The sequence below is a fragment of the Colwellia sp. 5_MG-2023 genome, from assembly GCF_030547795.1.
Taxonomy (GTDB): Bacteria; Pseudomonadota; Gammaproteobacteria; order Enterobacterales; family Alteromonadaceae; genus Colwellia.
Genome location: NZ_JAUOPW010000038.1, coordinates 1 through 26,802 on the forward strand (window position 1 = coordinate 1; position 26,802 = coordinate 26,802).

Annotated in this window: 25 protein-coding genes, 4 tRNA genes and 2 pseudogenes; 6 read left to right on the forward strand and 25 right to left on the reverse strand. The window is 34.5% G+C overall.

Annotation, left to right across the window (positions count from 1 at the left end; translation table 11 throughout):
- Nucleotides 1-166 precede the first annotated feature (166 nt).
- The 4 genes from Q4496_RS16840 to Q4496_RS16855 form a co-directional block, all read right to left on the reverse strand.
- Nucleotides 167-243, reverse strand: a tRNA-Pro gene (locus Q4496_RS16840).
- 38 nt (nt 244-281) lie between these two features.
- Nucleotides 282-357, reverse strand: a tRNA-His gene (locus Q4496_RS16845).
- Nucleotides 358-386: 29 nt separating this feature from the next.
- A tRNA-Arg gene (locus Q4496_RS16850) sits at nt 387-463 on the reverse strand.
- Between the two features lie 150 nt (nt 464-613).
- Nucleotides 614-690: transfer RNA gene (locus tag Q4496_RS16855), tRNA-Pro, on the reverse strand.
- A gap of 326 nt (nt 691-1,016) precedes the next feature.
- On the opposite strand from Q4496_RS16855, the gene folD reads away from it, so the two are divergent.
- Entirely contained in the window at nt 1,017-1,871 is an 855-nt protein-coding gene (folD, locus tag Q4496_RS16860; RefSeq protein ID WP_303610872.1) for a bifunctional methylenetetrahydrofolate dehydrogenase/methenyltetrahydrofolate cyclohydrolase FolD, read from the forward strand.
- Nucleotides 1,872-1,992: 121 nt separating this feature from the next.
- Here folD and cysS read toward each other — a convergent pair whose 3' ends face one another.
- Nucleotides 1,993-3,414 carry a cysteine--tRNA ligase gene (gene cysS, locus Q4496_RS16865; RefSeq protein WP_303610873.1) on the reverse strand — a complete coding sequence of 474 codons (1,422 nt, stop codon included), beginning with the start codon at nt 3,412-3,414 and terminating at the stop codon, nt 1,993-1,995.
- A gap of 205 nt (nt 3,415-3,619) precedes the next feature.
- Between cysS and Q4496_RS16870 the strand changes: the two genes are divergently transcribed.
- Nucleotides 3,620-4,111, forward strand: a complete 492-nt coding sequence (locus tag Q4496_RS16870; RefSeq protein WP_215972690.1) for a peptidylprolyl isomerase — start codon at nt 3,620-3,622, stop codon at nt 4,109-4,111.
- 71 nt (nt 4,112-4,182) lie between these two features.
- Complete coding sequence (gene lpxH, locus Q4496_RS16875) at nt 4,183-4,944, forward strand: UDP-2,3-diacylglucosamine diphosphatase (RefSeq protein ID WP_303610874.1); 762 nt, start codon at nt 4,183-4,185, stop codon at nt 4,942-4,944.
- A 61-nt stretch (nt 4,945-5,005) separates the two neighbouring features.
- On the opposite strand, the gene Q4496_RS16880 is transcribed toward lpxH, so the two are convergent.
- The 10 genes and pseudogenes from Q4496_RS16880 to Q4496_RS16925 all read right to left on the reverse strand — a co-directional run bounded on the left by Q4496_RS16880 (nt 5,006) and on the right by Q4496_RS16925 (nt 14,606).
- Nucleotides 5,006-6,217 (reverse strand): hypothetical protein, encoded by a 1,212-nt coding sequence (locus Q4496_RS16880; RefSeq protein ID WP_303610875.1) that lies wholly within the window; start codon nt 6,215-6,217, stop codon nt 5,006-5,008.
- Nucleotides 6,217-7,452, reverse strand: a complete 1,236-nt coding sequence (locus Q4496_RS16885) for an MbnH family di-heme enzyme (protein ID WP_303610876.1) — start codon at nt 7,450-7,452, stop codon at nt 6,217-6,219. The genes Q4496_RS16880 and Q4496_RS16885 overlap by 1 nt, the downstream gene beginning before the upstream one ends.
- 4 nt (nt 7,453-7,456) lie before the next feature.
- Nucleotides 7,457-8,419: an MbnP family copper-binding protein gene (locus Q4496_RS16890; RefSeq protein WP_215972687.1), complete on the reverse strand. Its 963-nt coding sequence runs from the start codon at nt 8,417-8,419 to the stop codon at nt 7,457-7,459.
- A gap of 250 nt (nt 8,420-8,669) precedes the next feature.
- A complete protein-coding gene (locus tag Q4496_RS16895) occupies nt 8,670-9,257 on the reverse strand; it encodes a CAP domain-containing protein (RefSeq protein ID WP_303610877.1) in 588 nt (195 codons plus the stop codon).
- Between the two features lie 191 nt (nt 9,258-9,448).
- Nucleotides 9,449-10,163, reverse strand: a pseudogene (locus Q4496_RS16900) (tRNA-(ms[2]io[6]A)-hydroxylase).
- A 4-nt stretch (nt 10,164-10,167) separates the two neighbouring features.
- Nucleotides 10,168-11,112: a DUF4435 domain-containing protein gene (locus Q4496_RS16905; protein WP_303610878.1), complete on the reverse strand. Its 945-nt coding sequence runs from the start codon at nt 11,110-11,112 to the stop codon at nt 10,168-10,170.
- The gene (locus Q4496_RS16910; protein ID WP_303610879.1) at nt 11,112-12,452 is read right to left on the reverse strand and encodes an AAA family ATPase; all 1,341 of its coding nucleotides are present in this window, start codon (nt 12,450-12,452) and stop codon (nt 11,112-11,114) included. The genes Q4496_RS16905 and Q4496_RS16910 overlap by 1 nt, the downstream gene beginning before the upstream one ends.
- A gap of 20 nt (nt 12,453-12,472) precedes the next feature.
- Nucleotides 12,473-13,231: a tRNA isopentenyl-2-thiomethyl-A-37 hydroxylase MiaE gene (locus Q4496_RS16915; protein WP_303610880.1), complete on the reverse strand. Its 759-nt coding sequence runs from the start codon at nt 13,229-13,231 to the stop codon at nt 12,473-12,475.
- 89 nt (nt 13,232-13,320) lie between these two features.
- Nucleotides 13,321-13,896, reverse strand: coding sequence for a hypothetical protein (locus Q4496_RS16920; RefSeq protein WP_303610881.1), 576 nt, complete (start codon nt 13,894-13,896; stop codon nt 13,321-13,323).
- Nucleotides 13,893-14,606, reverse strand: coding sequence for a hypothetical protein (locus tag Q4496_RS16925; RefSeq protein ID WP_303610882.1), 714 nt, complete (start codon nt 14,604-14,606; stop codon nt 13,893-13,895). Before Q4496_RS16925 ends, Q4496_RS16920 begins: the two co-directional genes overlap by 4 nt.
- A 318-nt stretch (nt 14,607-14,924) precedes the next feature.
- On the opposite strand from Q4496_RS16925, the gene Q4496_RS16930 reads away from it, so the two are divergent.
- On the forward strand, nt 14,925-15,431 hold the full coding sequence (locus Q4496_RS16930) for a replication/maintenance protein RepL (RefSeq protein WP_303610883.1): 507 nt from the start codon (nt 14,925-14,927) through the stop codon (nt 15,429-15,431).
- Between the two features lie 154 nt (nt 15,432-15,585).
- Here Q4496_RS16930 and Q4496_RS16935 read toward each other — a convergent pair whose 3' ends face one another.
- The 3 genes and pseudogenes from Q4496_RS16935 to miaE form a co-directional block, all read right to left on the reverse strand.
- Complete coding sequence (locus Q4496_RS16935) at nt 15,586-15,915, reverse strand: hypothetical protein (RefSeq protein WP_303610884.1); 330 nt, start codon at nt 15,913-15,915, stop codon at nt 15,586-15,588.
- A gap of 258 nt (nt 15,916-16,173) precedes the next feature.
- Complete coding sequence (locus Q4496_RS16940) at nt 16,174-17,709, reverse strand: recombinase zinc beta ribbon domain-containing protein (protein WP_303610885.1); 1,536 nt, start codon at nt 17,707-17,709, stop codon at nt 16,174-16,176.
- 55 nt (nt 17,710-17,764) lie between these two features.
- Nucleotides 17,765-17,890: pseudogene (miaE, locus tag Q4496_RS16945) on the reverse strand (tRNA isopentenyl-2-thiomethyl-A-37 hydroxylase MiaE); the annotation flags it as partial.
- Nucleotides 17,891-18,090: 200 nt separating this feature from the next.
- Here miaE and Q4496_RS16950 point away from each other — a divergent pair.
- Together Q4496_RS16950 and Q4496_RS16955 are read left to right on the forward strand one after the other, a co-directional pair.
- Nucleotides 18,091-18,396, forward strand: coding sequence for a hypothetical protein (locus Q4496_RS16950; RefSeq protein WP_215972684.1), 306 nt, complete (start codon nt 18,091-18,093; stop codon nt 18,394-18,396).
- A gap of 279 nt (nt 18,397-18,675) precedes the next feature.
- Nucleotides 18,676-19,275, forward strand: coding sequence for a Yip1 family protein (locus Q4496_RS16955; protein WP_215972683.1), 600 nt, complete (start codon nt 18,676-18,678; stop codon nt 19,273-19,275).
- 118 nt (nt 19,276-19,393) lie between these two features.
- Here Q4496_RS16955 and purF read toward each other — a convergent pair whose 3' ends face one another.
- From purF to Q4496_RS16990, 7 genes are all read right to left on the reverse strand, one after another.
- Nucleotides 19,394-20,911: an amidophosphoribosyltransferase gene (gene purF, locus Q4496_RS16960; RefSeq protein WP_215972682.1), complete on the reverse strand. Its 1,518-nt coding sequence runs from the start codon at nt 20,909-20,911 to the stop codon at nt 19,394-19,396.
- 47 nt (nt 20,912-20,958) lie between these two features.
- Nucleotides 20,959-21,441 (reverse strand): CvpA family protein, encoded by a 483-nt coding sequence (locus Q4496_RS16965; RefSeq protein WP_215972681.1) that lies wholly within the window; start codon nt 21,439-21,441, stop codon nt 20,959-20,961.
- An 84-nt stretch (nt 21,442-21,525) separates the two neighbouring features.
- Entirely contained in the window at nt 21,526-22,173 is a 648-nt protein-coding gene (locus Q4496_RS16970) for an SPOR domain-containing protein (protein ID WP_215972680.1), read from the reverse strand.
- A gap of 29 nt (nt 22,174-22,202) precedes the next feature.
- Nucleotides 22,203-23,684 carry a folylpolyglutamate synthase/dihydrofolate synthase family protein gene (locus Q4496_RS16975; RefSeq protein ID WP_303610886.1) on the reverse strand — a complete coding sequence of 494 codons (1,482 nt, stop codon included), beginning with the start codon at nt 23,682-23,684 and terminating at the stop codon, nt 22,203-22,205.
- A 33-nt stretch (nt 23,685-23,717) separates the two neighbouring features.
- Complete coding sequence (gene accD, locus Q4496_RS16980) at nt 23,718-24,572, reverse strand: acetyl-CoA carboxylase, carboxyltransferase subunit beta (protein WP_215972678.1); 855 nt, start codon at nt 24,570-24,572, stop codon at nt 23,718-23,720.
- A 174-nt stretch (nt 24,573-24,746) separates the two neighbouring features.
- Nucleotides 24,747-25,529: a tRNA pseudouridine(38-40) synthase TruA gene (gene truA / locus Q4496_RS16985; protein ID WP_303610887.1), complete on the reverse strand. Its 783-nt coding sequence runs from the start codon at nt 25,527-25,529 to the stop codon at nt 24,747-24,749.
- A 105-nt stretch (nt 25,530-25,634) separates the two neighbouring features.
- The coding region (locus tag Q4496_RS16990; RefSeq protein WP_303610888.1) for a FimV/HubP family polar landmark protein at nt 25,635-26,802 on the reverse strand (1,168 nt) is incomplete at its 5' end.

Sequence of the window (26,802 nt, forward strand, 5' to 3'; positions counted from 1 at the left end):
ATGACACCCAAACCAAAATTTAGTGAATGATGAGCTTAATAAATATCAATCATGAATATGGAATTAAATTGAGAAGTTGTCAGTAATGAAGATTAGAACTTGCGACTGAACTTGATGACACCCAAACCAATTTTGGTTAGATATGGGAAATAATATTTTTGAAAAGTGGTCGGTGATGCAAGATTCGAACTTGCGACCCCTTGGACCCAAACCAAGTGCGCTACCAAGCTGCGCTAATCACCGATTTTCAAATTCTTTGACTAAGGAGCTCAAAGTAAAGATGGGGTGGCTAAAGGGACTTGAACCCTCGACAACCGGAATCACAATCCGGGGCTCTACCAACTGAGCTATAGCCACCATTATATCTTTTCTATCTACTTTTAGTATGGCACGCCCTGCAGGATTCGAACCTGCGACCCACGCCTTAGAAGGGCGTTGCTCTATCCAGCTGAGCTAAGGGCGCACATTAACCTACAAAAGCATTATAACTTATTCACTGAATAAGTTATGCCTGGCGATTTATAATAAAATTCATGACTAAATGAACTTAATAAACACCAAAGCTAACACTTCATCTTTTAAATAATTTTTTAAAGAAATTAGTAAGAAAAAGTGGTCGGTGATGCAAGATTCGAACTTGCGACCCCTTGGACCCAAACCAAGTGCGCTACCAAGCTGCGCTAATCACCGACATTTGTTTAAAACAAACTAAAACATTAGCTGTCTTCAACGGGTGCGGATATTACCGATTTGCGCGTGCTCAGTCAAACTATTTTTATAAATAAATACCTGTTCGTTCACTTTTAATGCAACTTGCTTAATTAGTATCAAATACCTTATATATACAAGACAACACTAAGAATTAAGCATTATCAGTACGGGATGCCACTATTCAAACTTTTCTTATGAAATTATTCTCACTCTTAACTATAACTAGCGTAGGGTTTATGGCAAAATAACCTCAATTTTACAGCTCATTTATCTCATTAATTTATTTAAGGTTACAGTTAAGTATTATGACGGCATCATTAATTGACGGCAAAGTTATTGCCAAAAAAGTTCGCGACTCTATTAAAGAAAAAGTTAGCCTACGTAAAAATAAAGGTCAAAGAGCTCCAGGACTAGCAGTTATTTTAGTAGGTTGCGATGCAGCTTCTCAGGTTTATGTAGGTAGTAAACGTAAAGCTTGTGAGGAAGTTGGTTTTGTATCTCGTTCTTATGATTTAGCTGCCACCACTTCACAGGATGAGTTATACCAATTAATTAATGAACTAAATAACGACAATACTATTGACGGAATTTTAGTTCAGCTTCCCTTACCAGAAGGGTTAGATGCTAACTTGATTATTGAACACATCCACCCTGAAAAAGATGTAGATGGTTTTCATCCCTCTAACGTGGGTAAGCTTGCTTTACGTCAACCTGGCCTTCGCCCTTGTACACCAAAAGGAATTATGAAACTCATTGAGTCCACAGGTATTCAACCACATGGCTTAGATGCTTTAGTTGTTGGTGCTTCAAATATTGTGGGTAGACCAATGATGTTAGAGTTATTACTAGCAGGTTGTACCGTTACCACGACCCATAGATTTACTAAAGATCTAGAAGGTAAAGTGAGAAACGCTGACTTAATTGTCGTCGCAGTTGGAAAACCTGCTTTCATTCCTGGCGAATGGATTAAAGACGGTGCAGTCGTTATTGATGTAGGTATTAACCGCTTAGAGTCAGGTAAGCTTGTCGGTGATGTTGAATTTGATGTAGCTAAAGAAAAAGCCAGCTTTATTACACCAGTACCTGGCGGCGTTGGCCCGATGACAGTTGCTTGCTTAATTGAAAATACATACATTGCTTGTGAGCAATTCGGTAAATAATACGTATTTTTTATTTTTGAAGTCTAGCTAAAAGAGTGTACAAATTTGTTGCACACTCTCGTTCATAGTTAATGATACTGCTTGCTAATTAACGAGCACTAGACTTAATAAAAATTAGTATCTAACTATTTTTGCGCCATGTTGTTTTACCAGCACTATCTTCCAGTATAATATTCATCGCATTTAACTTATCACGAGCTTCATCAGCAAGCGCCCAATCTTTATCTATTCGTGCTTGATTACGTTGCACGATAAGCGCTTCAATTTCAGCGACGTCTTCATTCGCATTTTGCCCTTGTAAAAAACTTTCTGGCGCTAATTGTAATAAACCAATAACACCACCTAACGTTTTTAATGTTGCCGCTAATTTTTTAGCTTGTTCAATATTGTTACTTTTTACGACATTTAATTCTTTAGCAATTTCAAAGAGTACTGCTAATGCCTGCGGCGTATTAAAATCATCATCCATAGCCTGACAAAACTGTTTAACATAAGTAGAAGATTTATCTAAAATAAAATCATCACTAATATCAACGTCTCTTAAGGCCGTATAAATACGCTCTAATGAAGCTCTTGCTTGATTCAAATTATCAGTCGAGTAGTTTAGTTGACTACGATAATGCCCTGTTGTTAAGAAAAACCTAACCGTTTCAGCATCATATTGAGCAAGCACATCACGAATAGTGAAGAAGTTGCCTAAAGATTTTGACATTTTTTCCTGATCCACTTGTACCATCCCTGTATGCATCCAATAATTTACATAAGGTGTTTCAAGTGCACAACAACTTTGGGCAATTTCATTTTCATGATGAGGGAATTGTAAATCTGAGCCACCACCATGAATATCAAAATGATGACCTAACTCTTTTGCATTCATCGCTGAACATTCTATATGCCAACCAGGTCTACCCTCACCCCACGGTGATGACCAACTAGGCTCGCCGGGTTTAGCCGACTTCCATAAAACAAAATCTAATGGGTTGTTTTTGGATTGATCGACATCAACTCTTGAACCTGATTGTAACTGCTCTAAATCTTGTCCACTTAATTTGCCATAATCAGCGTAGCTAGAAACGTCAAATAACACATCACCTTTACCTGTATTATTGGTATCACTACTGTCTTTTTCACCCGCAATATAAGCATGCTTTTTCGCGATCAACGTTTCGATCATAGCAATAATTTCATTCATATGAGTCGTTACACGCGGCTCAATATCTGGACGAGCTATATTTAATGCATCAAAATCTTCATGCATATAAGCAATGGTACGCTCAGTAAGTTGCTCAGTTGTTTCATTATTTTGTGCAGCACGATTAATTATTTTATCTTCAACATCAGTAATGTTGCGTACATAATTCACATCATAACCAGAAAATCGCATATAACGCGCTATATTGTCGAAACTGATGTATGTACGTCCATGACCAATATGGCACAAATCATAAACAGTACAACCACAAACATACAATCCTACTTTACCTGGGTTAATCGGGGTAAAAGCTTCCTTTTTACGAGTTAAAGTATTGTATATCTGTAACATGAGGGTTTACGACTCCAGTAAATAAAATAATAATGTACTACATTGAAAATGGATTGTACCCCAAGCGTGTTATCGAATCACCATGCCAGATGCACTTTATATCAATTAATATCCAAGTAAATTAAATATATTAAAACCTCTATTTTTAATTCCGCGAATGATCGCGTACAATTCCGTTAAATTTTACCTTGTAGAAGAGAACGATATGATTATATTCAAAACAAGCCTTGGCGATATTAAAATTGAATTAGATTTTGAGAAAGCACCAATTACTGCAAAAAACTTTCAACAATACGTTGAAGAAGGTCATTACAATGGCACTATCTTTCACCGTGTAATTAAAGGTTTTATGGCACAAGGTGGTGGTTTTGCACCAGGCTTAGAAGAAAAAGAAACACGCGCGAGCATTAAAAATGAAGCCAACAATGGTGTAAGTAACAAGCGTGGCACATTAGCAATGGCACGTACTCAAGAGCCTCATTCAGCTTCAGCACAATTTTTTATTAACTTAACTGACAATGACTTTTTAGATTTTAAAAATGAATCAGTACAGGGTTGGGGTTATTGTGTATTTGGTGAAGTTGTTGAAGGTATGGACGTGGTAGATAAAATGACTTTAGTACCAACAGGTAGTTTGCACGGTCATGGCGATGTGCCTAAAGAAGATATTGTTATTGAATCAGCAATTGTTGAGTAATTGTTAGCTGTAAATATTAACACTCAAAATTAGCACTCACTAATAGAAATAAGCACTAGAAGCAACTGCCAATGCCAAGTACAAATAACTCCGTAACATATTTCATTGCTGATTTACATTTAGCACAAAACAGACCTGATATTACCGCCTGTTTTTTACGCTTTTTGAAAAATGATGCAACACGAGCACAAACGCTTTATATTCTCGGTGACTTATTTGAAGCTTGGGTTGGTGATGATGATGACAGTGCTTATTTAGTCACAATAGCTAAAGCATTAACCACTCTATCAAACCTTGGTACCACTATTTATTATATTCATGGCAACCGAGACTTTTTACTAGGGGCTAGTTTTGCAAAAAAATCAGCCATGATATTACTACCTGAAGTTGAGTTAATCGACTTATACGGACAAAGCGTGGTCATTATGCATGGCGACACTCTATGCACACGTGATGTTGCTTACCAGCAATTTCGTAAAAAATCGCGTTCTTGGTGGTGGCAAACCATGATAAAAAGCTTACCACTATTTGTACGTAAAAAAATCGCTGCCGATTACCGGAAAAAAAGTGCAGCAGCTACATCAATAAAACCCCAAGATATTATGGATGTAACACCCTCGGAAGTGGTCAATTGTTTGGAAGCTCATCAAAGTCAATTATTGATTCATGGTCATACTCATAGACCTGCTGTACATGAGTTAACCGCCAATAACAAACCCGCAAAACGCATTGTACTAGGCGACTGGTATGAACAAGGAGCTTGGTTAAAAGTAACACCAAGCAATATGGAATTACTCAACTCCCCATTTAATCAAACAGATACGTCAGCATAAATTTATACTGACATCCCTAATTAATCTGAATTCATTGGGTTATAATATCTGTTATCAAAACTTATAAAAGGTTATAGCGCCATTGAATACCTAAGCTAACAATGGAGCTAACTTGTGATAATTCATTGCTTTCATCTCTCATCCATTCAGTACGTAATATAAAATCAGGATGAAATGCATAATGCCAACCAACACTTAGTCTGTTTGGTTCAAACCCATTATTACTTAAACCTACTTGCTCAATGAATGTCTCTGTTGTTTGAGAGAACTCATTATCAACACTTAAAATTTCATATTCAAGGTGAAGACTGTGCTTTTCTCTCTCTACAAAAGCGGCTAAACGATATGAACTTTGAACTGCATCCATGTAGGCACTTTGTGTTGTCGTTGAGATTTGACCATCTATTTGTGCTTGAATCCATTCAAACTCACCATGAAAACGCCATTGCTCATAATCCCACGTTCCATCAAGATATATACCTGTACTCAAGGTATCCCCCGTAAAAAATGATTGAACTACATTGTCTACCGATACACCATGGCTATGGCCTTCACTATAACGTACATCTTCCCTTTGCTCTGCTTTAGCATACATTACCCAAAGTTTAGCTATCGACTGAAAAGATTGTGACTGAAAAGTCAAATGGCTAAATGCCGATATACTGCCATCACCAGAAGTTGCAGGAAAATTATCACCACTAAATAACTCTATACCTAACTTATAACTTGAATTTAACTGATCAATTGAATTCATTAACGCAAATCGCGCGCCTATATCGGTAAAATGACGGCCAAATAATATATCTGCAGATAATGGTGCCTGACTAAAAATATCTATAGATGAATGATAATTAATGGTATCTGTTACTTCGGTTGAAATCTTCCCTGCTTCAATTTGAAACATTTGCTGTGCAAATTGAAACTCAGTACCAAACCAAAGATTTTCTAATTCAAGACTATTTTCACCGCTGTGACTATGTGCACTTAATTTAGCGGCAACATAGTATTCTTTATTTAGGTTCATGTACCCCTGCAGTTGTGCATCATCTAAGCTTGCACCGTCTTCTGCAGGTACCGCTTCACCACCAACTAAAAAACCTTGCGGTTGCCATATTTCACCGCTCTCTACTATTTGGTTGTTACGGTAAGTTATAGCAGCCAAAACTTTAATTGAGTCCTTCTCAGACAAAGAAACTTTTTGGTGAGCCATTACTGGTTGATAAACAATAGAAAGTAAAGATAATAGCCATATTGGCTTAATACGCTTAAGCATTAATTTTCCTCATGCGGATTCGAAAATTTTTCGTTATTAATAAAATCATAATCAGAAAGTGACTCTAAAAAAGAGACTACAGCGTCAATTTCTTCATCTGTAGCCGAAAAGCCAAGTATCAGTGCTGATTTATAAGGGCTATTTTTTCCATCCCCCGCGTTAACACCATATTCTGTCAATGTTCCACCTCTGGCATAATGCTCAACAACCTCGCGTAAAGTACCGATACTGCCATCGTGCATATAAGGTGCTGTAAACTCTATATTTCGTAATGACGGTGGTCTAAATTTACCTTTGTCTGTCGGATCAGACGATAAATCAAAGATTCCCTGATCTTCTAAGGGATAGCTTCCATCAGAATTTACGTTGTACAAACCGTTATTAAAAAATGGAAATAAAAGTGCATCATTCAACGTATTGGCATCTTTATATGACACAGTAAAGTTAATACCAGTATGACAGTGAAAACACTCAAATTTTTCACCATTAAATAAACTAAAACCTTGTTTTTGCTGGGCGGTTAATGCTTCTTTATCACCTAATAAATATTCATCGTAAGGACTCTTAGCACTGATCATCGTTCGCACAAAGCTTGCCAATGAAAAAATAACTTTATTCATGGTTGCGCCTGAATCACTATCAGGAAAAGCAGCTTCAAACATCTCTTGATACTTCTCATCGTTATTAAAACGGCTTAATACGGTATCAAGTTCAGCATCAGTAACCCCTAATTCAATAGGATCATCGGCACGAATTGGTACATTTAATTGATCTTCTAACTCAAAAAAAGTGTCATTACTCCAAGTAAACGTTGCGTTATATGCCACGTTACTTAACCCTTGGCTGTTACGTACTAAAGCATGCCCTGTTGAGCCTATTGGTGTACTAATGCCATCGGCAAAGGCATCAGACTGAAAGTGACACGAACCACAAGATTGAGTTTGGTTAGCGGATAGCTGTTTATCGTAAAATAAAAAACGCCCCAGCGTTATTTTTTCCTTGGTGAGCGGATTAAACTCAGGAATAGCCGGTAAAGGCATATGATCGGGTAAGTCTAATAATGTACGTAAATCCTGTTCTGTTTCAGTTGAAGTAACTGTTGTCGTAGAAGATACATTACAACCAGAAACAAAAAGCATCACGAATAATGACAGCGGTAAAAACATGAAACTCAATGAAGAATCAACTTCACTGAGTTTAGGCAACGTTAACCGACCTAGAGATCTAAATAGCATTTACTTATTCTTTAATAAATACAAGATTTGCATCAGCATCAGCACTACCATCAGTAATGTCTAAACCAAAATTTTCAAAAAGAGCAGTACAATCTGTTTGCGTAGGGTTAGAATGACAAGATACTGTAGGAGTTACTTCATCACCTGTTGCGGAAAATTGAACATTATTTAACATTGCATCAATATCAAGTACAACAACGTCGTTAACAGGATTAAAGTTATCAAGAGTCACTTTCGGCGTATTCACGAAATCACAAGTATCTTTCTCTTCTAAAGCAAGCAAACCATCACCGCCACAATCTCGACTACCCAAATGTATAAGACCTTTACCCTCAACTTCTTCAGTATTTTCAATCGTAAAATTCATCACAAAATGACGGTACCCACTTGCCCAAGACCAATATAATTCATTTAATGGTGTTGGCGCATCTTCTTGCGTGTTGGTCGCAATAACATCTTTCATAACCGCTTGTGGTACACCGACATCAAAACTAACGCTATTGACAGTACCAGTGCCACCAATAATCGTTCCACTAATAGCGGTATTTGTTCGCTCTGTACCACCTAAAGCATCATCTGTACACGCACCAGCAGTGTTGCTAGTTAAATCGATTAAGCCAACGAATCCTTGTTCACTATGACGTTGAAAGTCATTAGCATCTAACTCAACACTAATCTCTTCATTATTTTCATTATAGAATTTAAGGTTACTTATATAAAAGCGTAAATCACTTACAGAAATAGCATGTAATTCTTCAGTACCAAATTGGTTGTGGCTAGTATCACAAGCCACAGTTTCACCAGCACTTTTTGCTGTAAAATCAAGTGTAAAAGGTGTGTTTTCTTCCGTTGGCGTACCTGTATCGACAGTACTTTCACTACTAGAGCCACAACCAGCCAATAGCACTACTGATGCGAAGGTTAATGATAGAGGAGATTTAATACCAGAAATAAAGCGTGTAAACATTATCGTAAGTTCCATTATAATAAGAATTACGTCATTATAGATTCACAACCTTTAATAACAGAGTGACAAATTGTCGCACTTCTGAAGAAAGTTCTATTTTACAATAATGTAAGTTAAGTTATTGGCAGGTTTAATTATTAAATTACTCAAAGCAGGCGCTAAGAGAAAAATATTCTAAGGCAAAAATTCGATAAAATGATCGGTGTCAATCACTCAACGCAATTGATATCTTATTAGTTTTTTACAATCACTATTTTAATTTATCATGCTGTATTATAAATAGGCTTTTGTTAGGTATTTCAGTAAATTCAACAAGCTTAGTTTGGTTTTTTTCATAGCCTTTCGTTAAATAAACTACCCAATATTCTACGTGAGGTGACTCCCACTTTTTTATAAAAGCAACTCCGATTTCATCTTGCTCTTTATAGAAGTCAAGATCACCTAATAAATGTGTTCGATGAAGTTCCGATCTTTTAAAGGCATCCCAGACTTCTTCTGCATCAGAATAACCACCTGCAATAGCCTCTACTTGGTTGCTATTAAAATCATAACCGTAATAATATGGGAGTTTATAACCTACATTGCGTAAACGTGAATTTGGCCCCCCTTCAAGATTATGTACAACCAAACCTAATTCAGACATTTTTTTAGCTTTCGCTTCAGCCGCTTCAGTAAGCAAGCTATTACAACGGATAGATATTCGTTTTTGCTGATTATCACTTTTAATTAATTTAACTAAAGCTCTTGCTTCATTATTGTTACCACATTCATCAATTTCATTAGCTAAAACAAATACAGGAAAAAAAAGAAGTATAATTATAAAATGCAATTTTGACATAAAGCCCTAATAGTTTCTTATAGAGGCTTTTCAGTACTGTTAGCCCTATAATTTTTGTTTATTGTCATTTAATATTGCACAAATCAAAAAAATTAGATAGCTTAAAACAACATGAAAAACAATTACTTAAATTTTATTACTATTAATAGCGGGAATATTTACTTATGATTCTGCTCTAAAAGGACTTAGGTTTAGAGCAAACAAATTAAATTTGGCTTACCTGAATGAAATTTAAAATCTGTATCTGGTGATTGAATAAGTTCAGCTTCAATAACACCAAAAAAAGTAACTCGCTCTGTTATATCTACTTTGGAAATTTGCTCTGCTAGTGCTAAGTAGTCTTGATAATGACGTGCTTCAGAGCGAAGTAACGATAAATAAAATTTACCAATTTTTGAGTCTAAATACGGTGCTATTTTAGCAAAACGTTCACAAGATCTTGCTTCAATGTATGCACCAATAATTAACTTATCAATAAGCGCTTCTGGTTCATAGGTACGAACATTTTTAAGCATCCCCTTCGCATACCGTGATGCAGGTATTGGATCGTAAGGAATATTATTTTCTTCAATAATTTCTAATACTTGATAAAAGTGATGTAACTCTTCTCTTATTAATAAAACCATTTTATCAACCATATCTTGCCCGTATGAACAATCAGACTTAGCTTTAATCGACTTAGATAAAACATTCATCCCTTTGAGCGTTTCAGTGTTACCAATACGTTTATAGGCAAACTGTTCATAAGGTTTCATTAGATCAGTTAATTGCTCTGCACCTTCTGCTGTTAGTGCATAACGTTTAAGTAAAAATAATGCACTTTGAGCGGCTTTTAATTCACAGATAGATTATGCGTGCATATTGACTTATATAAAAAAGGTTAACCTAAAAGTTAACCTTTTTCAATCGTCTAAGCTGCCATTCTTACACTGACATTAGTAAGAAATTCGGTCAGACATTCTGGTGTTTCTGCATATTGAGATAGTTCAGAAATACAATTATCCTTGGTTAAGCTTAAGATAACCTTTCCCTTAGCACTAAAAAATGACGGGGTTTTACTTCCCCTATCCGTTTTGAGTTTTATTAAAAACATTCTTAAAAACTCAAGCTGCTGCTTCCCTCGCATAGCTAACGTTAAATTCTTAGTATTTAAGTTGTCCTGAGCATCTTTCAAAGCCACTGGACATAGAGAGAGCCCCTCATAGTCTTTAAATAAGTTTTCAGGAGAATCACCATAAGCTTTTTCAACCTTTTCGATTGAAATAGATACGAGTTCATCTATTTTAATATTCTGAATATTAAGAGTTCTTGGGGCTTGTTTACGGTATTCCATCAATCGGTGAGCTTTTGCCCAACAATTAAAAGGTAATACACAGCTATTGAACTCTTCTAACCTCGCATTAAATGCTTGAATACATTTTGTATAATCAACACTATGTTCATTAAACTCGGTTATATTAAACTCAGAAGACAGAATATCTTTAAATACTGGCTCAGAGACGTAATAGTTTTCAATTGAATAGCCACTCGTTACGTAAATTCGATCATTGTCAGGGTTTTCATACCAATCTTGATAGTCATGATCTATAAAACAGCAGTAATTAGACTCTTTATAAATAGGGTGTTTATTAATCACATCATATAAATCTGTAACTACTCTCCTCCCACCAGAGTTTATTCCTTGCCATCTTCCTTTACCTATGAAGTTATCTACTCTACTTGTGTAGTACTTTTCATCCTGTCCTTCAAACAAGCATATTAAATTATCTTTATTTTTGGAATATATTCGTGAGAACTCTAATAATTTTACAGAATACGAGCTCCCATGCTTCTGCATAGTTAAAACTCGATCCATTATAGTTCCTTGATGTAATGCCCTAAATCTACTGTATGTTCAGCCAATTCATTTTCAAATATGAATGGTGAATGCGTTGTAGTAAATAAATAAGCGCATTTACCAGAGTTCAAAATATCAGGCAACAGTGTTTTTTGCCATTCAATAGAAAGCGACAACTCTGGTTCATCAAAAAACAAGGCTAAATTATCTTCTCGTTTTAAATAAAGTCGAGCAAATAAAGATATAATTTGCTTTTCACCTGATGACAAGTTCTCTAAATCAACAGGCTTGCCATTTTTCCTTCTAACTATTTCGATAGTTACATCACTTTCGTTGTAATCAACTTTTTTATCTACAAGGTAGCGATTACAAACTTCACTAAAATCTTGAATTGCTTTATCGTTACTTTTTTGTTGAACATAAACTTTAACTAAGTTAGATATAAAATATACGAGAGGATCATGCCCGTTAAAGATCTCCTTTGAATCGACCAACTCTATTATTTTGTCTTTATAGGACTGTTCGATATTATTTCCTATTCTATCCAAAACAATTTTTAATGCGTCTGCATCTATACTTTGTTTTGAGTCTTCATCTATTTTAAACCCTTCTACCAGTTGGCTTAGCATCTCTCCATTTACTTTAGAAAACCATTGAACAGATGATGATTTTATTTCTTCAGTAATTTCATGAAACCTTCTACTGACATCTTTCATACCAAAATTGATTGAAAAGTCATCTGAAAAATCTTCTTCATCAAGCGAATTAAATTCCTCAAAATCTTGCTCAACTCTTCTATAAGTTGGTAGATAAACTATATTCAAATCAAAATTTTCTCTAATTTCAGATAATTTTTCACGACCAGAAACTAAATCTTGCACATCATCTTTTGACTTTTTAGTTAAGTCTCTAAGAACGCTCAACAGATGACCATGTGGTAAATCAGCCTTACGAACAAAATATTTATATAAAGCGCTTTTTTGAAATGATTTATGAGACATAGAAAAGTACTCTTCAACAAGTCTTACAGTCTTATCTTCCCCACATTTTCTAGATAAATAATCAAAAATACCTCTATCTCGTCCACCTCTTTCAAAATATTCAGAAGAAAACTTCAATTCAGAACTATCTATTTTAAATTTTTTGCCGTTAGAAAAATCAATTTCAATAGATTCATAATCAATTTCTCTAAGCTTACTGATATTCCCCGAAACAATAGCAAAAAGAGCATTAAGAACTGTCGTTTTACCGTATCCATTCTCTGCTACAAGTATTTTAACATTACTGTTAAAGTCGATTGTTACATCCCTTTCTCCGTAAAGGCTTTTAATTGCAAAACGTTCTATGATTGCTGCCACATCTATTCCTTATTTAATTTTTATTTTGGTATTCCACTATGAAATTTAAAATCTTTATCGTCAGATAAAATCAATTCAGCTTCTACCTTACCAAATAATTTTACTCTTTCCGAAATATCTTCATTAGCAACTTTTTGAGCAAGTGATAGATAATCTTCATAGTGTCTTGCTTCTGAGCGAAGTAGAGATATATAGAACTTATTTAGTTCGTCATCAAGGTATGGAGCTAATTTAGCAAAACGTTCACAAGAACGAGCTTCGATATAAGCCCCACAAATTAGCTTATCAATAAGTGTTTCTGGCTCATGAGTTTTAACATGTTTCATCATACCTTTGGCATAACGACCTGCACTGATATTCTCATATGGAATATTCCGAGCATTCATTATTTCTAATACTTGATAAAAATGATGTAACTCTTCTTTAATCAGCAATACCATTTTATCAATTAAGTCTTGCCCGATTGGGGAGTTGCTTTTTGGCACAATCGACTTTGAAAATTTCAACTTACTTGCCAAATTTTCAAGAGTTCCTTCTTTTTTATATATAAACTTTTCGTAAGGTTCTAACCAATTTAGAAGTTCTTGACCACTTTGTTTATCTACTGCATATTTACGGATCAGCCACATTCCTGTTTGAGCTGCTTTTAATTCACACACGAGATGATCCAATAAAATAACGGATAAGTTTTCAGGTTTAGCTGCTTTATCAATCCATTCTTGCGGTGTTTCACATTGCAGAAATGATTGAATAGGGCTTAATAGTTCTTCAATAGTCATAATAGATATTTAAAATTATTTATAACGTTATTTTAACCCTTTACACCAAGATTAAGCCATAAATAGATCAATAAGATATATTTTAATTCCTATGAATCATATTTATTAGGTTTAGGTTTGTTTTTTACTTTGGTTTTTGATGTCGATTCAATATTATTTTCTTGTTCAAGGAATTGTGGCTTTTCATATTCAGTATTAGAAACTAAGTTCCATACATTGTATCGATGAATCTGATACCTGTTCATATACACAAAAAATAAACTATCGTAAAACGAATAGCCTAATGTTAAATAACTAGCAAATCTATAATCTGATACATCTTCAAGATCAATATAACAATTAAGCTCTTTTCTTAACGTTTCAAACTGATATTTTTCTTTTTCAAAAGTAAACACTGAAACCGCTTCAATCAGTAACATTGGAGGACAATTGTTTTTAATAAAGTGAATAAGTTCATCACCGTAAACTTGAATAAAATATCCAAGTTCGTTTATTAAATCGGGTGATAATTTGCCATTTAAAAGTAACTTTTGGTAATTTATATCGAACACACGATTATTCAGTACATTATCGGTATGGCTAAGATACTGCTTATTTTTATTTAAAATTGTTGATTCTATTTTACTGATTAAGTTTTTTGTAAATTGTATTTTTTTTATTTTCATTGATACGTCCTTGTATATGTTCGTTTATGATCTCTTTTTAAATATGGTTGTTCGGCTGCGCCGGACACTTTTAATGGTTCGATTTCATAATTATTAGTGTCCAAGGCATTAATGATCTCTTTGTTTTCTTGATAAAAGCTATTTGTATATCGCTTCGCTCTACTGGTTTTTGTTTTATAGGTTAAATGGTTAATGTTTGTAGTTTTTAATACTGCTGCATTGAAGCTTTGTTTCAACAGTGATAAAACAGCCTTTTTTTGTATATCTTTGCAAACTGTCCCATCTATAACTTTCGAAACGACTAAGTTAATGTGTTGGTTTTCTTGATCGTGAAGATTGATAAAGCAACTTTTTGATAATGTTGTTTTAGGTAAGTTTAAGTAACTGGCAAGATCACAAAATACGGACATAGCAACTTGCTTCCACTGTTCATCGTTTAAATAAATATCAGGAGGTAATGAAAAGACAAAAGATTGAGCATAAGAGCTTATATCTCTCCCACCTTTTTTAGCTTTTTTTCTTTCCAAGTTACGCTCAGTAATCTGTCCTATACAATGATTTAGTAATTTTTTTATAGTGCTATGTATAGGGACAATTCGAGTCTTATCACGATGGTTTTTGTGTTTAGTTGAGACTAAGTAACTTAGGTAGTTGGTTAATCCCTTAGTTTGATCTTTTATTGGCTGAGTTATTACGACAAAGTTTTTCATGTATATTTTTATATTGTTCTGTTTTCTATTGAAGCATCAAAAAAATATAACTCAAGCCTATGGAGATAATTTTTCGTATAAACTTCGGATCAAATGCTACTCAAAAGTTATATTCCAGATAGGACAACCTCCACGAAAAACAAGTTTTTCAGGTTTTCCTCTGGGTTTAACTACGTTAAACAAATCAAAAAGGCATTGCCTTTTTATCAGAAACAATCACAGCGACTTGTCGCTGTAAAAAAAGTTATCTCTCATCATTGTAATTATAAAAAGATATGGTAATCGTATAAGTAAGAGATCTAACTCGGAGGATTACTTATGGATCAATTTACACAAAAAAAAACTAAACAAACTTTATCAAAATCATTTGCTCACACTAAGATTGATGAAAATGGAAAAGTTAAACAACATACTATTGAAGAGATTTTTAAAGCTATAAAAGCTTCTGAACCTGCCTATATCAAACAATACTTACAAGACCCTGACCTAATCTATTCAATCCCCAAAGGCGCGAGTAGAGTATTAACAGCCCTTTTTCAGCTTGTAGAGTTTAATGATAATTTTATTAACTTAAATGCTTCAATAAAACGTAAGATATGTAAAAAGTTAAATATCAAAATTGAATCACTTGATAATAGCTTGTCGGTTTTATCTAAAAATTATTTTTTACTAAGAATTGATACGGGGTTTTATCTTTTAAATCCGTATTATTTTGGTAAAGGCGATTGGGGTAATATGAAAACTATTAGAGAAAAAGTTACTTTAAAAGCATTAGATAATGGCAAAACAAGTTTTGAAATTGACCCTGACGATTTTCTATTATAAATACTAAGATAAGAACACTGTTTAAAATGGTTATATTTTCGGTGTTTTTTGTATTTAGAAGCTATTCAAAATATATAGTAAGCCTAATTATTTTGAATAGCTTTTGTCATTAAAATTAGCATTGCACTAATTCCTTAGGTTATTTCAACTAATATTAAAGTCTTTTATATTGACCGCAGTCGTAATAGTAAAACCCAGAAAAGTTTATAAAGTAAATACGTTCACCAGTTGCAGGATCTCGACCTACAACCTCTGCTACATATCCCTTATAAAACCTGAAACCACCTACTAAACAAGAATATTTGTTAACAACAAATGTATCCTTATTTAATCGTCTTGTATTAGCATTATCCCAGTCACTTCGAATATATTGAGTTTTAGGGTAAAACTGTAAAGGGGTTGGGCGAGAATAAAACTGAGCGGCTTGTTGTAATTGGTTTAAAAGTTGAATTAAAGCTTGTACTGATACTGTTTTGTTAGACATAAGTGTCTCCTTTATAAGTTATTAAACTCAAAGAAGACATTTTCTTCTAAGAGCGCTTGGGTTTTCTTTCTCTCTCTTTCATTTTTAAATTAAACATTTTATTTCCAAGTTTGTTTAAACCTACTAATTAAGGGGTTTACTTAGTAAGTGAAATTATATTACAACAACTAAAAATAAAAAGCAAGCTTTATCTTTATTAAGTAATTGATTATATTGATTAAGTTGATAAAATCAACTTAATCAATTTGAAGTTTATTGTTATGTTCCTTTGATCTTTTCACTCTTTAAAATAAGAGAAAGTGACTGAGAAGGTATGTCTACTCTATCTTTTAATCCTAAAACTGTTTTATACGATTTATCTTTTTGACTAAAGCCCTGATATTTCATTTTCCTACAATTTTGAAAACTGATTTCTTTATCTTTAATGACCATTTTTTGTTGAAGCCTTTGCAAGAGTAAATTAAGTTCTTTGGGGTTATCCCATAATTCTTTTTGTTTACCCTTATACTTTTTAAAATCAAAGTCGTTTGAATGACTAATCGCATTTTGTAACCGCACTATTTCGTTATTTAAGTTATTTTGTTCTGTTTGCACAGCCCCTAACTTACCTGATATCCAAGTAATATCATTTCCATCAGAAATTAATTTTTCATAGGCTTTTTCAAGCCCTTTTAACTCATCTGTTTTAGCTAAGTGATCTTGTTTTGTTTTTTCTAGTAATTCAACATCAGCTTTTTTGTTTGCATTATTAATAACCGTAGTTAATAACTCTCTTTTAACAACTAACATAAAATAATGATAAGCAACTTGGTATGGAAAAGTAGATTTCATATCGCACACATATTCCCCCCCTTTTCGTTGTTTACCACTACATCTTAAAACAGGAGCACTATTTTGTGTTTGTTGAATAGACATACCTTTTCCACAATGTCCGCATTGAACCAAGCCACTTAAAAACCATTTGCGATCAGGTTGAACGTTTTTGTGCAGTCTATTCTGGTGTATTGATCTAACATTAAAACAAAGTTCATCAGTAACAGCTGCATCATAAACCTTATTACCTCGCCATATACCTCGGACAGTATCACTTTTGATCCAATACATAACTGTCGTAGGGTTCATTCGTTGAACTTCCTCAACATTCGGATATTTGATCTGTAATTCTTGAATTATTCGGTGCTGACCTAACCCGCCTTTATATAGATTAAATAAGTCATAAATTACAGTGTGCTTTTCATTTAATTTACCTTCTGGTGTTAACCAGAAAGCCCTACGCATCTTAGGTGTTATACCTTCTTTTGCATTGCTTTCACGTCTCACATAACTTGCTTTTACTTTTTCTGAACGCCATTCAGAGTCTTTGTAAGCCGATTCAATTTCAACAAGCAATTTTATCCGTTTAGACATATCATTCACGGATTCAGGTGGATAGTGTTGATTATCTCTGACGGTGACAACTGTAATGCCACCAGTCCATATTTTTCTTAAAAGCTCTTCTGTTTTTTCAATCGATTGACGTGATAGGCGGGAAAATTGTTCAACTAAGATTAATGAGCCTTTTTCAACAAGCCCCTGTTCGATTTGATCTACTAATACACCCAGAGAACCTTTTGATAGGTTATGTCCTTTGAATCCAGAAAGACCATCATCAACCAGTTTATCTTCTACGACAACATCGGGGTTGGTTTTTAACCAAGCTTCTTGGGAATCTGTTTGACGGAATAATGAACTATTCCCTTTTTGGGCATCAGAGCTGAACCTCTGATATAAATATGCTTTTCTAATTTTTGACATAACGACCTCACGTGTATTGATTAACTATAACCAATATGCACACATAGGTCTATTGCTCACAAATTAAATGATCCCGAAGAAGTATTGGTAAGTTTTCTGTTTTTTTTGCTTCTTCAACCCAAGACTCAGGAGTCTTACATTTTAAGAAAGCGTTAATTGGCGCTAATAATTCTTCGTACATTGTTTTTATAAGTTCAATATTATTGATAATTTAGAATAATTTTAACATGAAGTTTACTAAATATATTACTTTATTCTGCCGTCCTTAAATGAATACAGATAAACATTATAATTAATTTAACTTTTAATTAAACGATGACACTATTTTAAAAAGCAATAAATTGAGATACTAGTAGCACCTATACTCCGCAGGTTTTGATCATGACCCATAACTTTAAAGATAACGTCCCTGACAATAAAGAAGCAAAGAAGTTAATTGAGCAACATAATAAACTTGTTCATACCGATAATATTAAGGTTATCTCACATGTTCAACGTGAAGCTGATGATTGGGTTATTAATACGCTTATGTTGGAAGATATAAGTGTTGCTTTTAAATATAAACGAAAAAAATTATATAAAAGTTTAAAAGGGCAACGCGTAAATATTACTTACTACCCAGACAATGAAAATATCGCAGGTTTTGATATTGAAATAATGAAAATAGTTAGAATAAAGGTCGCCTAATGTGCATAAATAGAATTTAATGACGTACTCCCAATTCAAACTTACTTATATCCATACGTGATAAGTAAAATAGTTTTTACTTATATTCAATATAAAAAGTATTTATTTTCATCTTTTATTGTCTATTTACCGTTCAAACCTTGACGAATGGGCTGGCATCTTACATAAATAGGTTATCGACAATATAATTTTTTAATGTCGAATGTTTATTTAGTGAACAATAATAAATTTATATAAAATAGCTAAATAATTAATCGGGGACTGCAAGAGGAAGTTGTTATGATATTAAATCATATTTGGGGCTTATACACTCACCCAAAAGACGAATGGCAAACAATTGAAAAGCGCCACGAAAGTTTAACCTATAGCATGATACATATATTAGTAGTGGCACTCATCCCTACTATTTGTGGATACTATGCCGCTGCACATATCGGTTGGACAATCGGTGTTGGTGATCCAATAAAAATAAATCAAAGTAGCGCTCAATTAATGGCGGTAGCACTATATTGCGCTTTAATTGTTGGTGTATTAGCACTCGCCTACTTAATTCAATGGATGGCAAAAACCTTTGATGCAAAACCAAGTTTTGTACAATCATTAGAGCTTGCTGCATATACTTCAACACCTATGCTAATGGTTGGTATTGCTGCGTTGTACCCAGTACTTTGGTTTGTTGCATTAGCTGGAGTTGCCGCGGTATGTTATTCCATTTATTTATTATATTCAGGCGTACCTATTATGATGAATATTCCTGAAGAAAAAGGATTTATATATTCAAGCTCGGTAGTTACTTGTGGTCTAGTGCTACTCGTGGGAATTATGGCATTTAGTGCGGTATTATGGTCTATGGGATTTGGACCTGAATATATTTCTTAGCTAGTCATTTAAGAGTTACTAACAATAACAGCATAACGAGTAGCCAGTTGAAAATTAACCGCTACTCGTTACTTTATACTCTACAGTTTCTTTATCACTATTTAGATATAACGTAAAGTTACTCTGCACCTTCATTGTACATATCAATAACAGTATCAGCATTTTTATCTGATGCTTCTTTACTGCTATTATTTCTTTGTGCATCAAGTTTTTCTAAATAAGCATTATCTATATCGTTGGTCACATAGATACCATCGAATACAGAAGTATCAAAGCTCTTAATTTCAGGGTTCCCTGCTCTCACAGCAATAACTAAGTCTTCTATAGATTGGTAAATAAGTTTATCTGCACCAATTAATTCACAAACATCGTCAACGTCACGACCATGAGCAATCAATTCGTTAGCGCTTGGCATATCTATGCCGTAAACATTAGGAAAACGAACTTCAGGGGCAGCAGAAGCAAAATAAACTTTATTAGCGCCTGATGCGCGAGCCATTTCAATAATTTGTTCAGAGGTTGTGCCACGTACAACAGAGTCATCTACGAGTAAAACATTTTTACCTTTAAACTCTGCTCCAATTGCATTCAGCTTTTGACGAACAGACTTTTTGCGCTGCTCTTGTCCTGGCATGATAAAAGTACGGCCAATATAGCGGTTCTTAACAAAGCCTTGACGATAAGGTAAATTTAATTGTTTGGCGATTTGCAACGCAATATCACATGATGTTTCAGGAATAGGAATAACAACATCTATTTCAACATCATCCCATTCTTTGGCTATTTTTTCACCCAACTTCGTTCCCATTTCAACACGAGAGGCATAAACAGAAATTTTATCTATTGTTGAATCTGGGCGAGCAAAATAAACAAACTCAAAAATACACGGGCTGTAGTTAGGTTTATCAAAACATTGCTGGCTATGAATTTGACCATTTTCTGAGAAGAAGATGGCTTCACCTGGAGCAACATCACGAACAAACTCAAACGAACAAGCGTCAAGAGCAACCGTTTCAGACGCTATCATGTATTCGATACCATGTTCAGTTTCACGCTTACCAAAAACGAGTGGTCTGATACCATTTGGGTCACGAAACGCAACCATGCCATAACCAATAATTAAAGCGACAGTAGCATAAGCACCTCTAACACGTTTATGCACATTAGTTATAGCAGTAAAAATATCATCAGGTGTTAAGGATGCGCTCTCACTTTGCTGTAATTCATGGCCTAAAATATTTAACAGTAACTCTGAATCAGAAGTTGTATTTACGTGACGTCGAGCTTTAGTATTAAGCCAAGTTTTTAATTCATCTGCATTGGTTAGATTACCATTATGTGCTAAAGAGATACCATAAGGTGAATTAGCATAAAAAGGCTGAGCTTCTGAGGAACTAGAAGTACCTGCAGTTGGGTAACGAACATGGCCAATACCTATATTGCCTTGTAATCTAAGCATATGACGCGTATGAAAAACGTCTTTAACTAAACCATTACCTTTTCTTAAACGAAATGTATCGTCATGGATAGTAACAATACCGGCAGCATCTTGTCCTCGATGCTGTAACACTGTTAATCCGTCATACAAATATTGATTAACCGGGGTTTTACCGACAATACCAACAATACCACACATGAATTTTTCTCCGCTGGGAAATTAGCTAATAGTTTTATGAATTAACGTTATGTTAGAAAACTTGATGATTGTTTGAGATACTCAAAAAACCATTCAACAACCAACCTGAACTCAGGTATTAATTGTGAACTTTTCCACCACTCTGTTGTTGCTGCACCAGTGAAAGCATCCATAAAGAATAACACTGCACTGATAATTAACACGCCACGTAATGCACCAAATACAAGTCCGAGAACTCGATCGGTGCCAGATAATCCTGTCTTCCTTACTAACTGTCCAATAAGATAGTTAATTAAAGCGCCCAAGACTAAAGTAGTTATAAATAAAATCGCGATTGCGGCTGCATTTCGCAAAAATTGATCAGAGATATTAGTAAGAAGGTTAGCTAGATTGGCATAAAAGGTACTCGCAATAAAAAAAGCACCTATCCAAATAATTAACGATACAGCTTCTTTTGCAAAGCCTCGCACCAAGCTAATTAGTGTTGATATGCCTATTACGGCTAAAATGGCGTAATCTATCCAAACCATGGTTTAAGTTTCTCATTCATTAGAGGCGCGCATTCTATCAGAATCAAAAAACAAATGCCCAACCTTTTGGCTGTAATACCGTTATTAATTTGGGTAAAATCGAGAAACTTTACCCTGTACATTTGTTAATTTTTTTAATGCTGGAATTTTTTTAGTCAAAGATGCTTCTATCAGTTCAGGTCCTACAAAAACTTTTGTTAACGTGCCTTTTTTAGTTTGAATAGGCTTAGTAAAAACAGTATAACCATTACTTTTTAACTTGTTCACTAATTCTTCAACATTGCTTTTATTTCTAAAACTACCTAGTTGAATAACCCAAGCTTCTTTGTTAACGGCTTTAGCTGGGGTTTTTCCTAATACAGGTTTATCAATTGCTGAATTACTTTTTGTCTTCGAAGCACTATTCATTTCAATTTTTTTCGGCTTATTTGCCGGTGTTACTTTAGTAATTTGAGTGTCACTAAGCGCATTTTCACTTTTCTCATTATCTATTAATAATTGCTCATCTATAGCTTCTTCATTAGAGGTACTAGGTGCTTCTTGCTTTACTAATGCTTCATTTGGAAACGGCGCTTGGATTGTTTCCCCCTTAAAAGCAGGAGCTTGTGGAATTGTGTCGAAGTCGGCTTGACTAGACTGTTTTTTGCCATCAAGTATATCAGGTAAGAAAATAACGATTGCGGCAGCAACAATAATGGTACCAACAAGGCGATTTTGAAACGGTGTAGACAAACGATACTCCAAATAACTTAAGCTATAGTCTAAATTAAAAGCTGCCTAATTTCGGCAACCGTGTAGAAAGAGCCAAAAACAAGAATCAAGTCATTTGATTCACTTTTAAGATTAGCCATTTTAAATGCCTGAGTAATATTGTCAAAGCAATTGATAGAATTAGTAAAATGAGATAGCTCATTTACCATTTGTTCAGCGGTTGCTGCTCTTGGAACCGTTAATGGTGCTAAATACCATTCATCAACAACATCATTAAAAGGAGTTAAGGTATTAGCAATATCTTTATCTGCAAGCATAGCAACAACGGCAATAATACGTTGATATTGATTTTGAGCTTTAACTTGAGCTATTTTTTGTGCTAAATATCGACCTGCATGTGGGTTATGACCAACATCGAGCATAACATCACATTGCGCCACAAAAGTATTACTGATTACATCGCTACTTTCGGCTTTACCAACCTGCTGGCTTTTTAGATTAAATAGCTCTGTTCTTCCTGCTACTTGGGTATTTGAAATTAGGCTGTTAACTTTGTTAGTCGTTAACTGAACTCCAAGTTGCTTTAAGACCATTAATGCTGTGACAACATTATCTTGAGGAATATAAGTTGTGATAAGGTTATGCAAATTACATTCTATTTTTTGATTTTTTTCATCAACGTCAATAAACTGAAGTTGCCAACAGGGCTCGTCCTGATTATTAAAAACGCTGTTATTAACAATAAAAAAATCTTTATTACGTACTTTTATTTTTTTTAATGCTTGCTGTAAACCTTGTTCATCAGCGACTTCATTGACTTGCTTAGCATAATTTAATACAGATTGTGGTACATTAGGGTCACCAATAATTATATGCTGATTACCACGCATAATACCTGCTTTTTCAAAACCAATCGTTTCTCTATCGTTACCAAGAAAAGATTGATGATCAAGGTCAACGGTTGTGATAACAGCCACATCAGCATCAATGATATTGGTTGCATCAAGACGTCCGCCTAAGCCAACCTCTAATATAATAATGTCTGGTTTAACCTGCATCAGTACAAGAAATGCAGCTAAGGTTGTATACTCATAATAGCTTAGAGATATTTCTCCCCTTGCGAACTCTATTTTTTCAAACGCAGTAATAAGTGATTGATCATCGATGTCACTTTTATTAATACGTAACCGTTCATTAAATTTTTCAATATGTGGTGATGAGTATACAGCCACGGTTTGTAAACGAATATTATCTTTGGAATTATCGTTTTCGATGGTCTTCTCATCTACTTTTTCGGACCTAACTTCACCAAGTAGCGCATTTTCTAAAAAAGCACACGTAGTTCCTTTGCCATTAGTGCCAGCAACGGTAATTACACAAGCAAAACTAAAATCAATATTTAGTCTTGTAGCAACTTCGCTAATGCGAGATAGCCCAAGATCAATTTCAGTGCTATGGATGGTTTCTAAATAACAAAGCCACTCATTAAGATTAGAAAAATCTTTCGAGTGGCTTTCAGTTTGTTTCAACATATATTAATAGACTTTAGCTAATTTAAGATAATATTATAAAGGGCTAACTTGTCCTGTAAATTTGGCTAACATGCGAGCTAATGTTTCACGCATATTACGGCGATCAACAATCATATCAATAGCCCCTTTTTCTAATAAAAACTCACTGCGTTGAAAACCTTCTGGCAGTTTTTCACGAACGGTTTGTTCGATAACACGCGGGCCTGCAAAACCGATTAATGCTTTTGGCTCTGCAACATTGATGTCACCTAACATAGCTAAACTTGCAGAAACACCCCCCATAGTAGGGTCGGTTAATACAGAAACATAAGGTAAACCTTTTTCACTCATTTTAGCTAATGCTGCACTTGTTTTGGCCATTTGCATTAATGAAAATAATGCTTCTTGCATACGGGCACCGCCACTTGCTGAAAAACATATAAAAGGAAGGTTATGCTCTAAACAATATTCAACACCTTTAACGAAACGAGCACCAACAACGGAAGCCATAGAGCCACCTAAAAATGCAAATTCAAATGCAGCAACAACAACAGGCATACCATGAAGTTCACCTTTCATTACAACTAAAGCATCTTTTTCACCGGTATTTTTACGCGCGGCACTTAATCTATCTTTATAACGCTTTGAGTCTTTAAATTTTAAAATATCTTGTGCTTCAAACTCTTCACCTAGCTCTTGACGGTTATCTTGATCAAGAAAACTGTCGATGCGTTTACGCGCACTAATACGCATATGATGATCACACTTTGGACAAACAGATATTTGTCTATCTAGCTCAACTTTATACAGTACTGCATTACATGAAGAGCACTTACTCCAAACACCTTCAGGAATATTGCTTTTTTGGGTAGATTTTGCTTTTGGGAGAATTTTTTCAATCCAGCTCATAATTTTATTTTTGCCTATTGCAACGAATATAAATCAACTTTTTTACTGATAAACCTTCATAAAAAAGTTAAGTAGAATGTGATAACAAATATAACCAATAATTAGAACATACTTTATCCTATATGTTATATAAAAAACTGGTCTGTTTTGTTATTTAATAATGATAATTACAGTTTAATTTAAAAACAATGGTCCAAACGGTCTTTTAGGCAAGTCAAACTGCCCTGGATAATCAACCTCGACAAAGTATAAACCTTCTGGTGGTGCAGTTACACCTGCCATACAACGATTTTTAAGCTCCAATACTTCTTTAATCCAAATTGGCTTTTCTTGTGATTGCCCAACACGCATTAAACTACCAACCACATTACGCACCATATGGTGTAAAAAAGCATTCGCTTTTATATCAACGATGATATATTCACCTTGACGAGTTATTTCACAATGTTCAATAGTGCGAACTGGTGAGTGTGATTGACAGTGAACTGTTCGAAATGAAGTAAAGTCATGCTTACCAACGAGGAATTGTGCCCCCTCTTGCATGAGTTTTTCATCTAACCAATAATGGCAATGGCTAATACCGTAACTTAAAATAGCAGAGCGTAATTTATTATTATAAATAATATAACGATAGCGTCTCGCTGTAGCACTAAAGCGAGCATGAAAGTCATCACTAACAGCTTTAACCCAAGTGACTGCTATGTCTGTAGGTAAATGAGTATTGACCCCTAGAGTCCACGCAATATCCTTACGCTGCTTAGTAGTATCAAAATGGATAACTTGATTTGTCGCATTAACACCTGTATCGGTACGACCAGCACAAATAACTTCAATAGGCTCGTCTGCAATTTTAGATAATGCTTGTTCTACTTTTTGTTGTACGCTAATTACGCTTTTTTGCCGTTGCCAGCCACAATAATTTTTCCCATCGTATTCGATACCTAGTGCGTAACGCATGTAAACCTCTTAAGCCAACTGTGTATAACTCAAATTGGCGCATTATCCATTATTTTACTGCGCTATGCCAATATTGTTAGTAATTCGATTACGTTATATATCGTCTTAAGACTCGTTTAACAGTCTCTGTGCTTCTTCTTGCTGTTCAGCTGTACCCAATTTAATAACTTCTTTTAAAATAACTTGAGCATTATCTTCGTCTCCTATTTCAAGGTAAACTTTTGCTAAATCAAGTTTAGCGGCCATACCGCTCTCATCAATATCAACATCAATTAAGTTGACATCACGAGTAAATTCTGGAAATTCATTCAATCCAACATCTATATTGGCGTTTTCATAAGGTTCATCAAAATTGACTTCTCCTTGGCTATCAGAAAGTAATGAGTCAACAGAGACAAAATCACTTTCGTTGCTATCACTACTTGCAAAGTTTCCTGCCTCTGCACTATCTTTCGATGAAATGTCTTGAGAATTAAAGTTATCGAAATCTTCTAATGTTACTTTATCGCTATCATCAAGGTTTTCATTAAAATTAGCACCTTGATTGGCAATACTAGACTCTTCTTCGATATTTGCTAAAAGCTCATCAAAATTTAAATTATTTAACTCTTTAATATCATTAATTTCACTAGCTTCTGTTACTTTGCTACTACTATCTTCATCACTATCATTTAACAAATCTGCTAATACATTTTGATCTGAAAAATCAGGTGATAACTCAATAGCATGTTCGTTATCTTCCAATAATTCTTCAAGTGCTTGCTTATCGAAAGCACCTGAAACTAAATCATCGCCAATATCAAGTTTATCTTCAACAGGGCTTTCAGTTGACTGTTCCATGTCGGCAATTAGCTCATCAATGTCAAAGTCTTCATCATCAATTAACTCATCTTCAACTTCATTTTCCATTGGAGTTTCATTTGACTTCTCCAAGTCAGCAATTAGCTCATCGATGTCGAAGTCTTCATCATCAATTAACTCATCTTCAACTTCATTATCAACGCCACTATCGATTGAGCTATCACTTAGCTGTTCTTTGTCAGTTATTAGTTCATCGATATCCAGCTCGTCATCAGCGGTTAACTCATCTTCAACCTTATCATCAATGTCATTATCAACATCATTGTCGAGTGAGCTATCATTTGACTGTTCCATATCAGCAATTAGGTCATCGATATCAAGCTCGTCATCAGCGATTAACTCATCTTCAACCTTATCATCAACGTCATTATCAACATCATTGTCGAGTGAGCTATCATTTGACTGTTCCATA

What these genes read in the sequence shown, in the direction of transcription:
- folD (WP_303610872.1), top strand. Translation starts at nt 1,017, where the DNA reads ATGACGGCATCATTAATTGACGGCAAAGTTATTGCCAAAAAAGTTCGC.
- cysS (WP_303610873.1), bottom strand. Translation starts at nt 3,414, where the DNA reads ATGTTACAGATATACAATACTTTAACTCGTAAAAAGGAAGCTTTTACC.
- Q4496_RS16870 (WP_215972690.1), top strand. Translation starts at nt 3,620, where the DNA reads ATGATTATATTCAAAACAAGCCTTGGCGATATTAAAATTGAATTAGAT.
- lpxH (WP_303610874.1), top strand. Translation starts at nt 4,183, where the DNA reads ATGCCAAGTACAAATAACTCCGTAACATATTTCATTGCTGATTTACAT.
- Q4496_RS16880 (WP_303610875.1), bottom strand. Translation starts at nt 6,217, where the DNA reads ATGCTTAAGCGTATTAAGCCAATATGGCTATTATCTTTACTTTCTATT.
- Q4496_RS16885 (WP_303610876.1), bottom strand. Translation starts at nt 7,452, where the DNA reads ATGCTATTTAGATCTCTAGGTCGGTTAACGTTGCCTAAACTCAGTGAA.
- Q4496_RS16890 (WP_215972687.1), bottom strand. Translation starts at nt 8,419, where the DNA reads ATGTTTACACGCTTTATTTCTGGTATTAAATCTCCTCTATCATTAACC.
- Q4496_RS16895 (WP_303610877.1), bottom strand. Translation starts at nt 9,257, where the DNA reads ATGTCAAAATTGCATTTTATAATTATACTTCTTTTTTTTCCTGTATTT.
- Q4496_RS16905 (WP_303610878.1), bottom strand. Translation starts at nt 11,112, where the DNA reads ATGGATCGAGTTTTAACTATGCAGAAGCATGGGAGCTCGTATTCTGTA.
- Q4496_RS16915 (WP_303610880.1), bottom strand. Translation starts at nt 13,231, where the DNA reads ATGACTATTGAAGAACTATTAAGCCCTATTCAATCATTTCTGCAATGT.
- Q4496_RS16920 (WP_303610881.1), bottom strand. Translation starts at nt 13,896, where the DNA reads ATGAAAATAAAAAAAATACAATTTACAAAAAACTTAATCAGTAAAATA.
- Q4496_RS16925 (WP_303610882.1), bottom strand. Translation starts at nt 14,606, where the DNA reads ATGAAAAACTTTGTCGTAATAACTCAGCCAATAAAAGATCAAACTAAG.
- Q4496_RS16930 (WP_303610883.1), top strand. Translation starts at nt 14,925, where the DNA reads ATGGATCAATTTACACAAAAAAAAACTAAACAAACTTTATCAAAATCA.
- Q4496_RS16935 (WP_303610884.1), bottom strand. Translation starts at nt 15,915, where the DNA reads ATGTCTAACAAAACAGTATCAGTACAAGCTTTAATTCAACTTTTAAAC.
- Q4496_RS16940 (WP_303610885.1), bottom strand. Translation starts at nt 17,709, where the DNA reads ATGTCAAAAATTAGAAAAGCATATTTATATCAGAGGTTCAGCTCTGAT.
- Q4496_RS16950 (WP_215972684.1), top strand. Translation starts at nt 18,091, where the DNA reads ATGACCCATAACTTTAAAGATAACGTCCCTGACAATAAAGAAGCAAAG.
- Q4496_RS16955 (WP_215972683.1), top strand. Translation starts at nt 18,676, where the DNA reads ATGATATTAAATCATATTTGGGGCTTATACACTCACCCAAAAGACGAA.
- purF (WP_215972682.1), bottom strand. Translation starts at nt 20,911, where the DNA reads ATGTGTGGTATTGTTGGTATTGTCGGTAAAACCCCGGTTAATCAATAT.
- Q4496_RS16965 (WP_215972681.1), bottom strand. Translation starts at nt 21,441, where the DNA reads ATGGTTTGGATAGATTACGCCATTTTAGCCGTAATAGGCATATCAACA.
- Q4496_RS16975 (WP_303610886.1), bottom strand. Translation starts at nt 23,684, where the DNA reads ATGTTGAAACAAACTGAAAGCCACTCGAAAGATTTTTCTAATCTTAAT.
- accD (WP_215972678.1), bottom strand. Translation starts at nt 24,572, where the DNA reads ATGAGCTGGATTGAAAAAATTCTCCCAAAAGCAAAATCTACCCAAAAA.
- truA (WP_303610887.1), bottom strand. Translation starts at nt 25,529, where the DNA reads ATGCGTTACGCACTAGGTATCGAATACGATGGGAAAAATTATTGTGGC.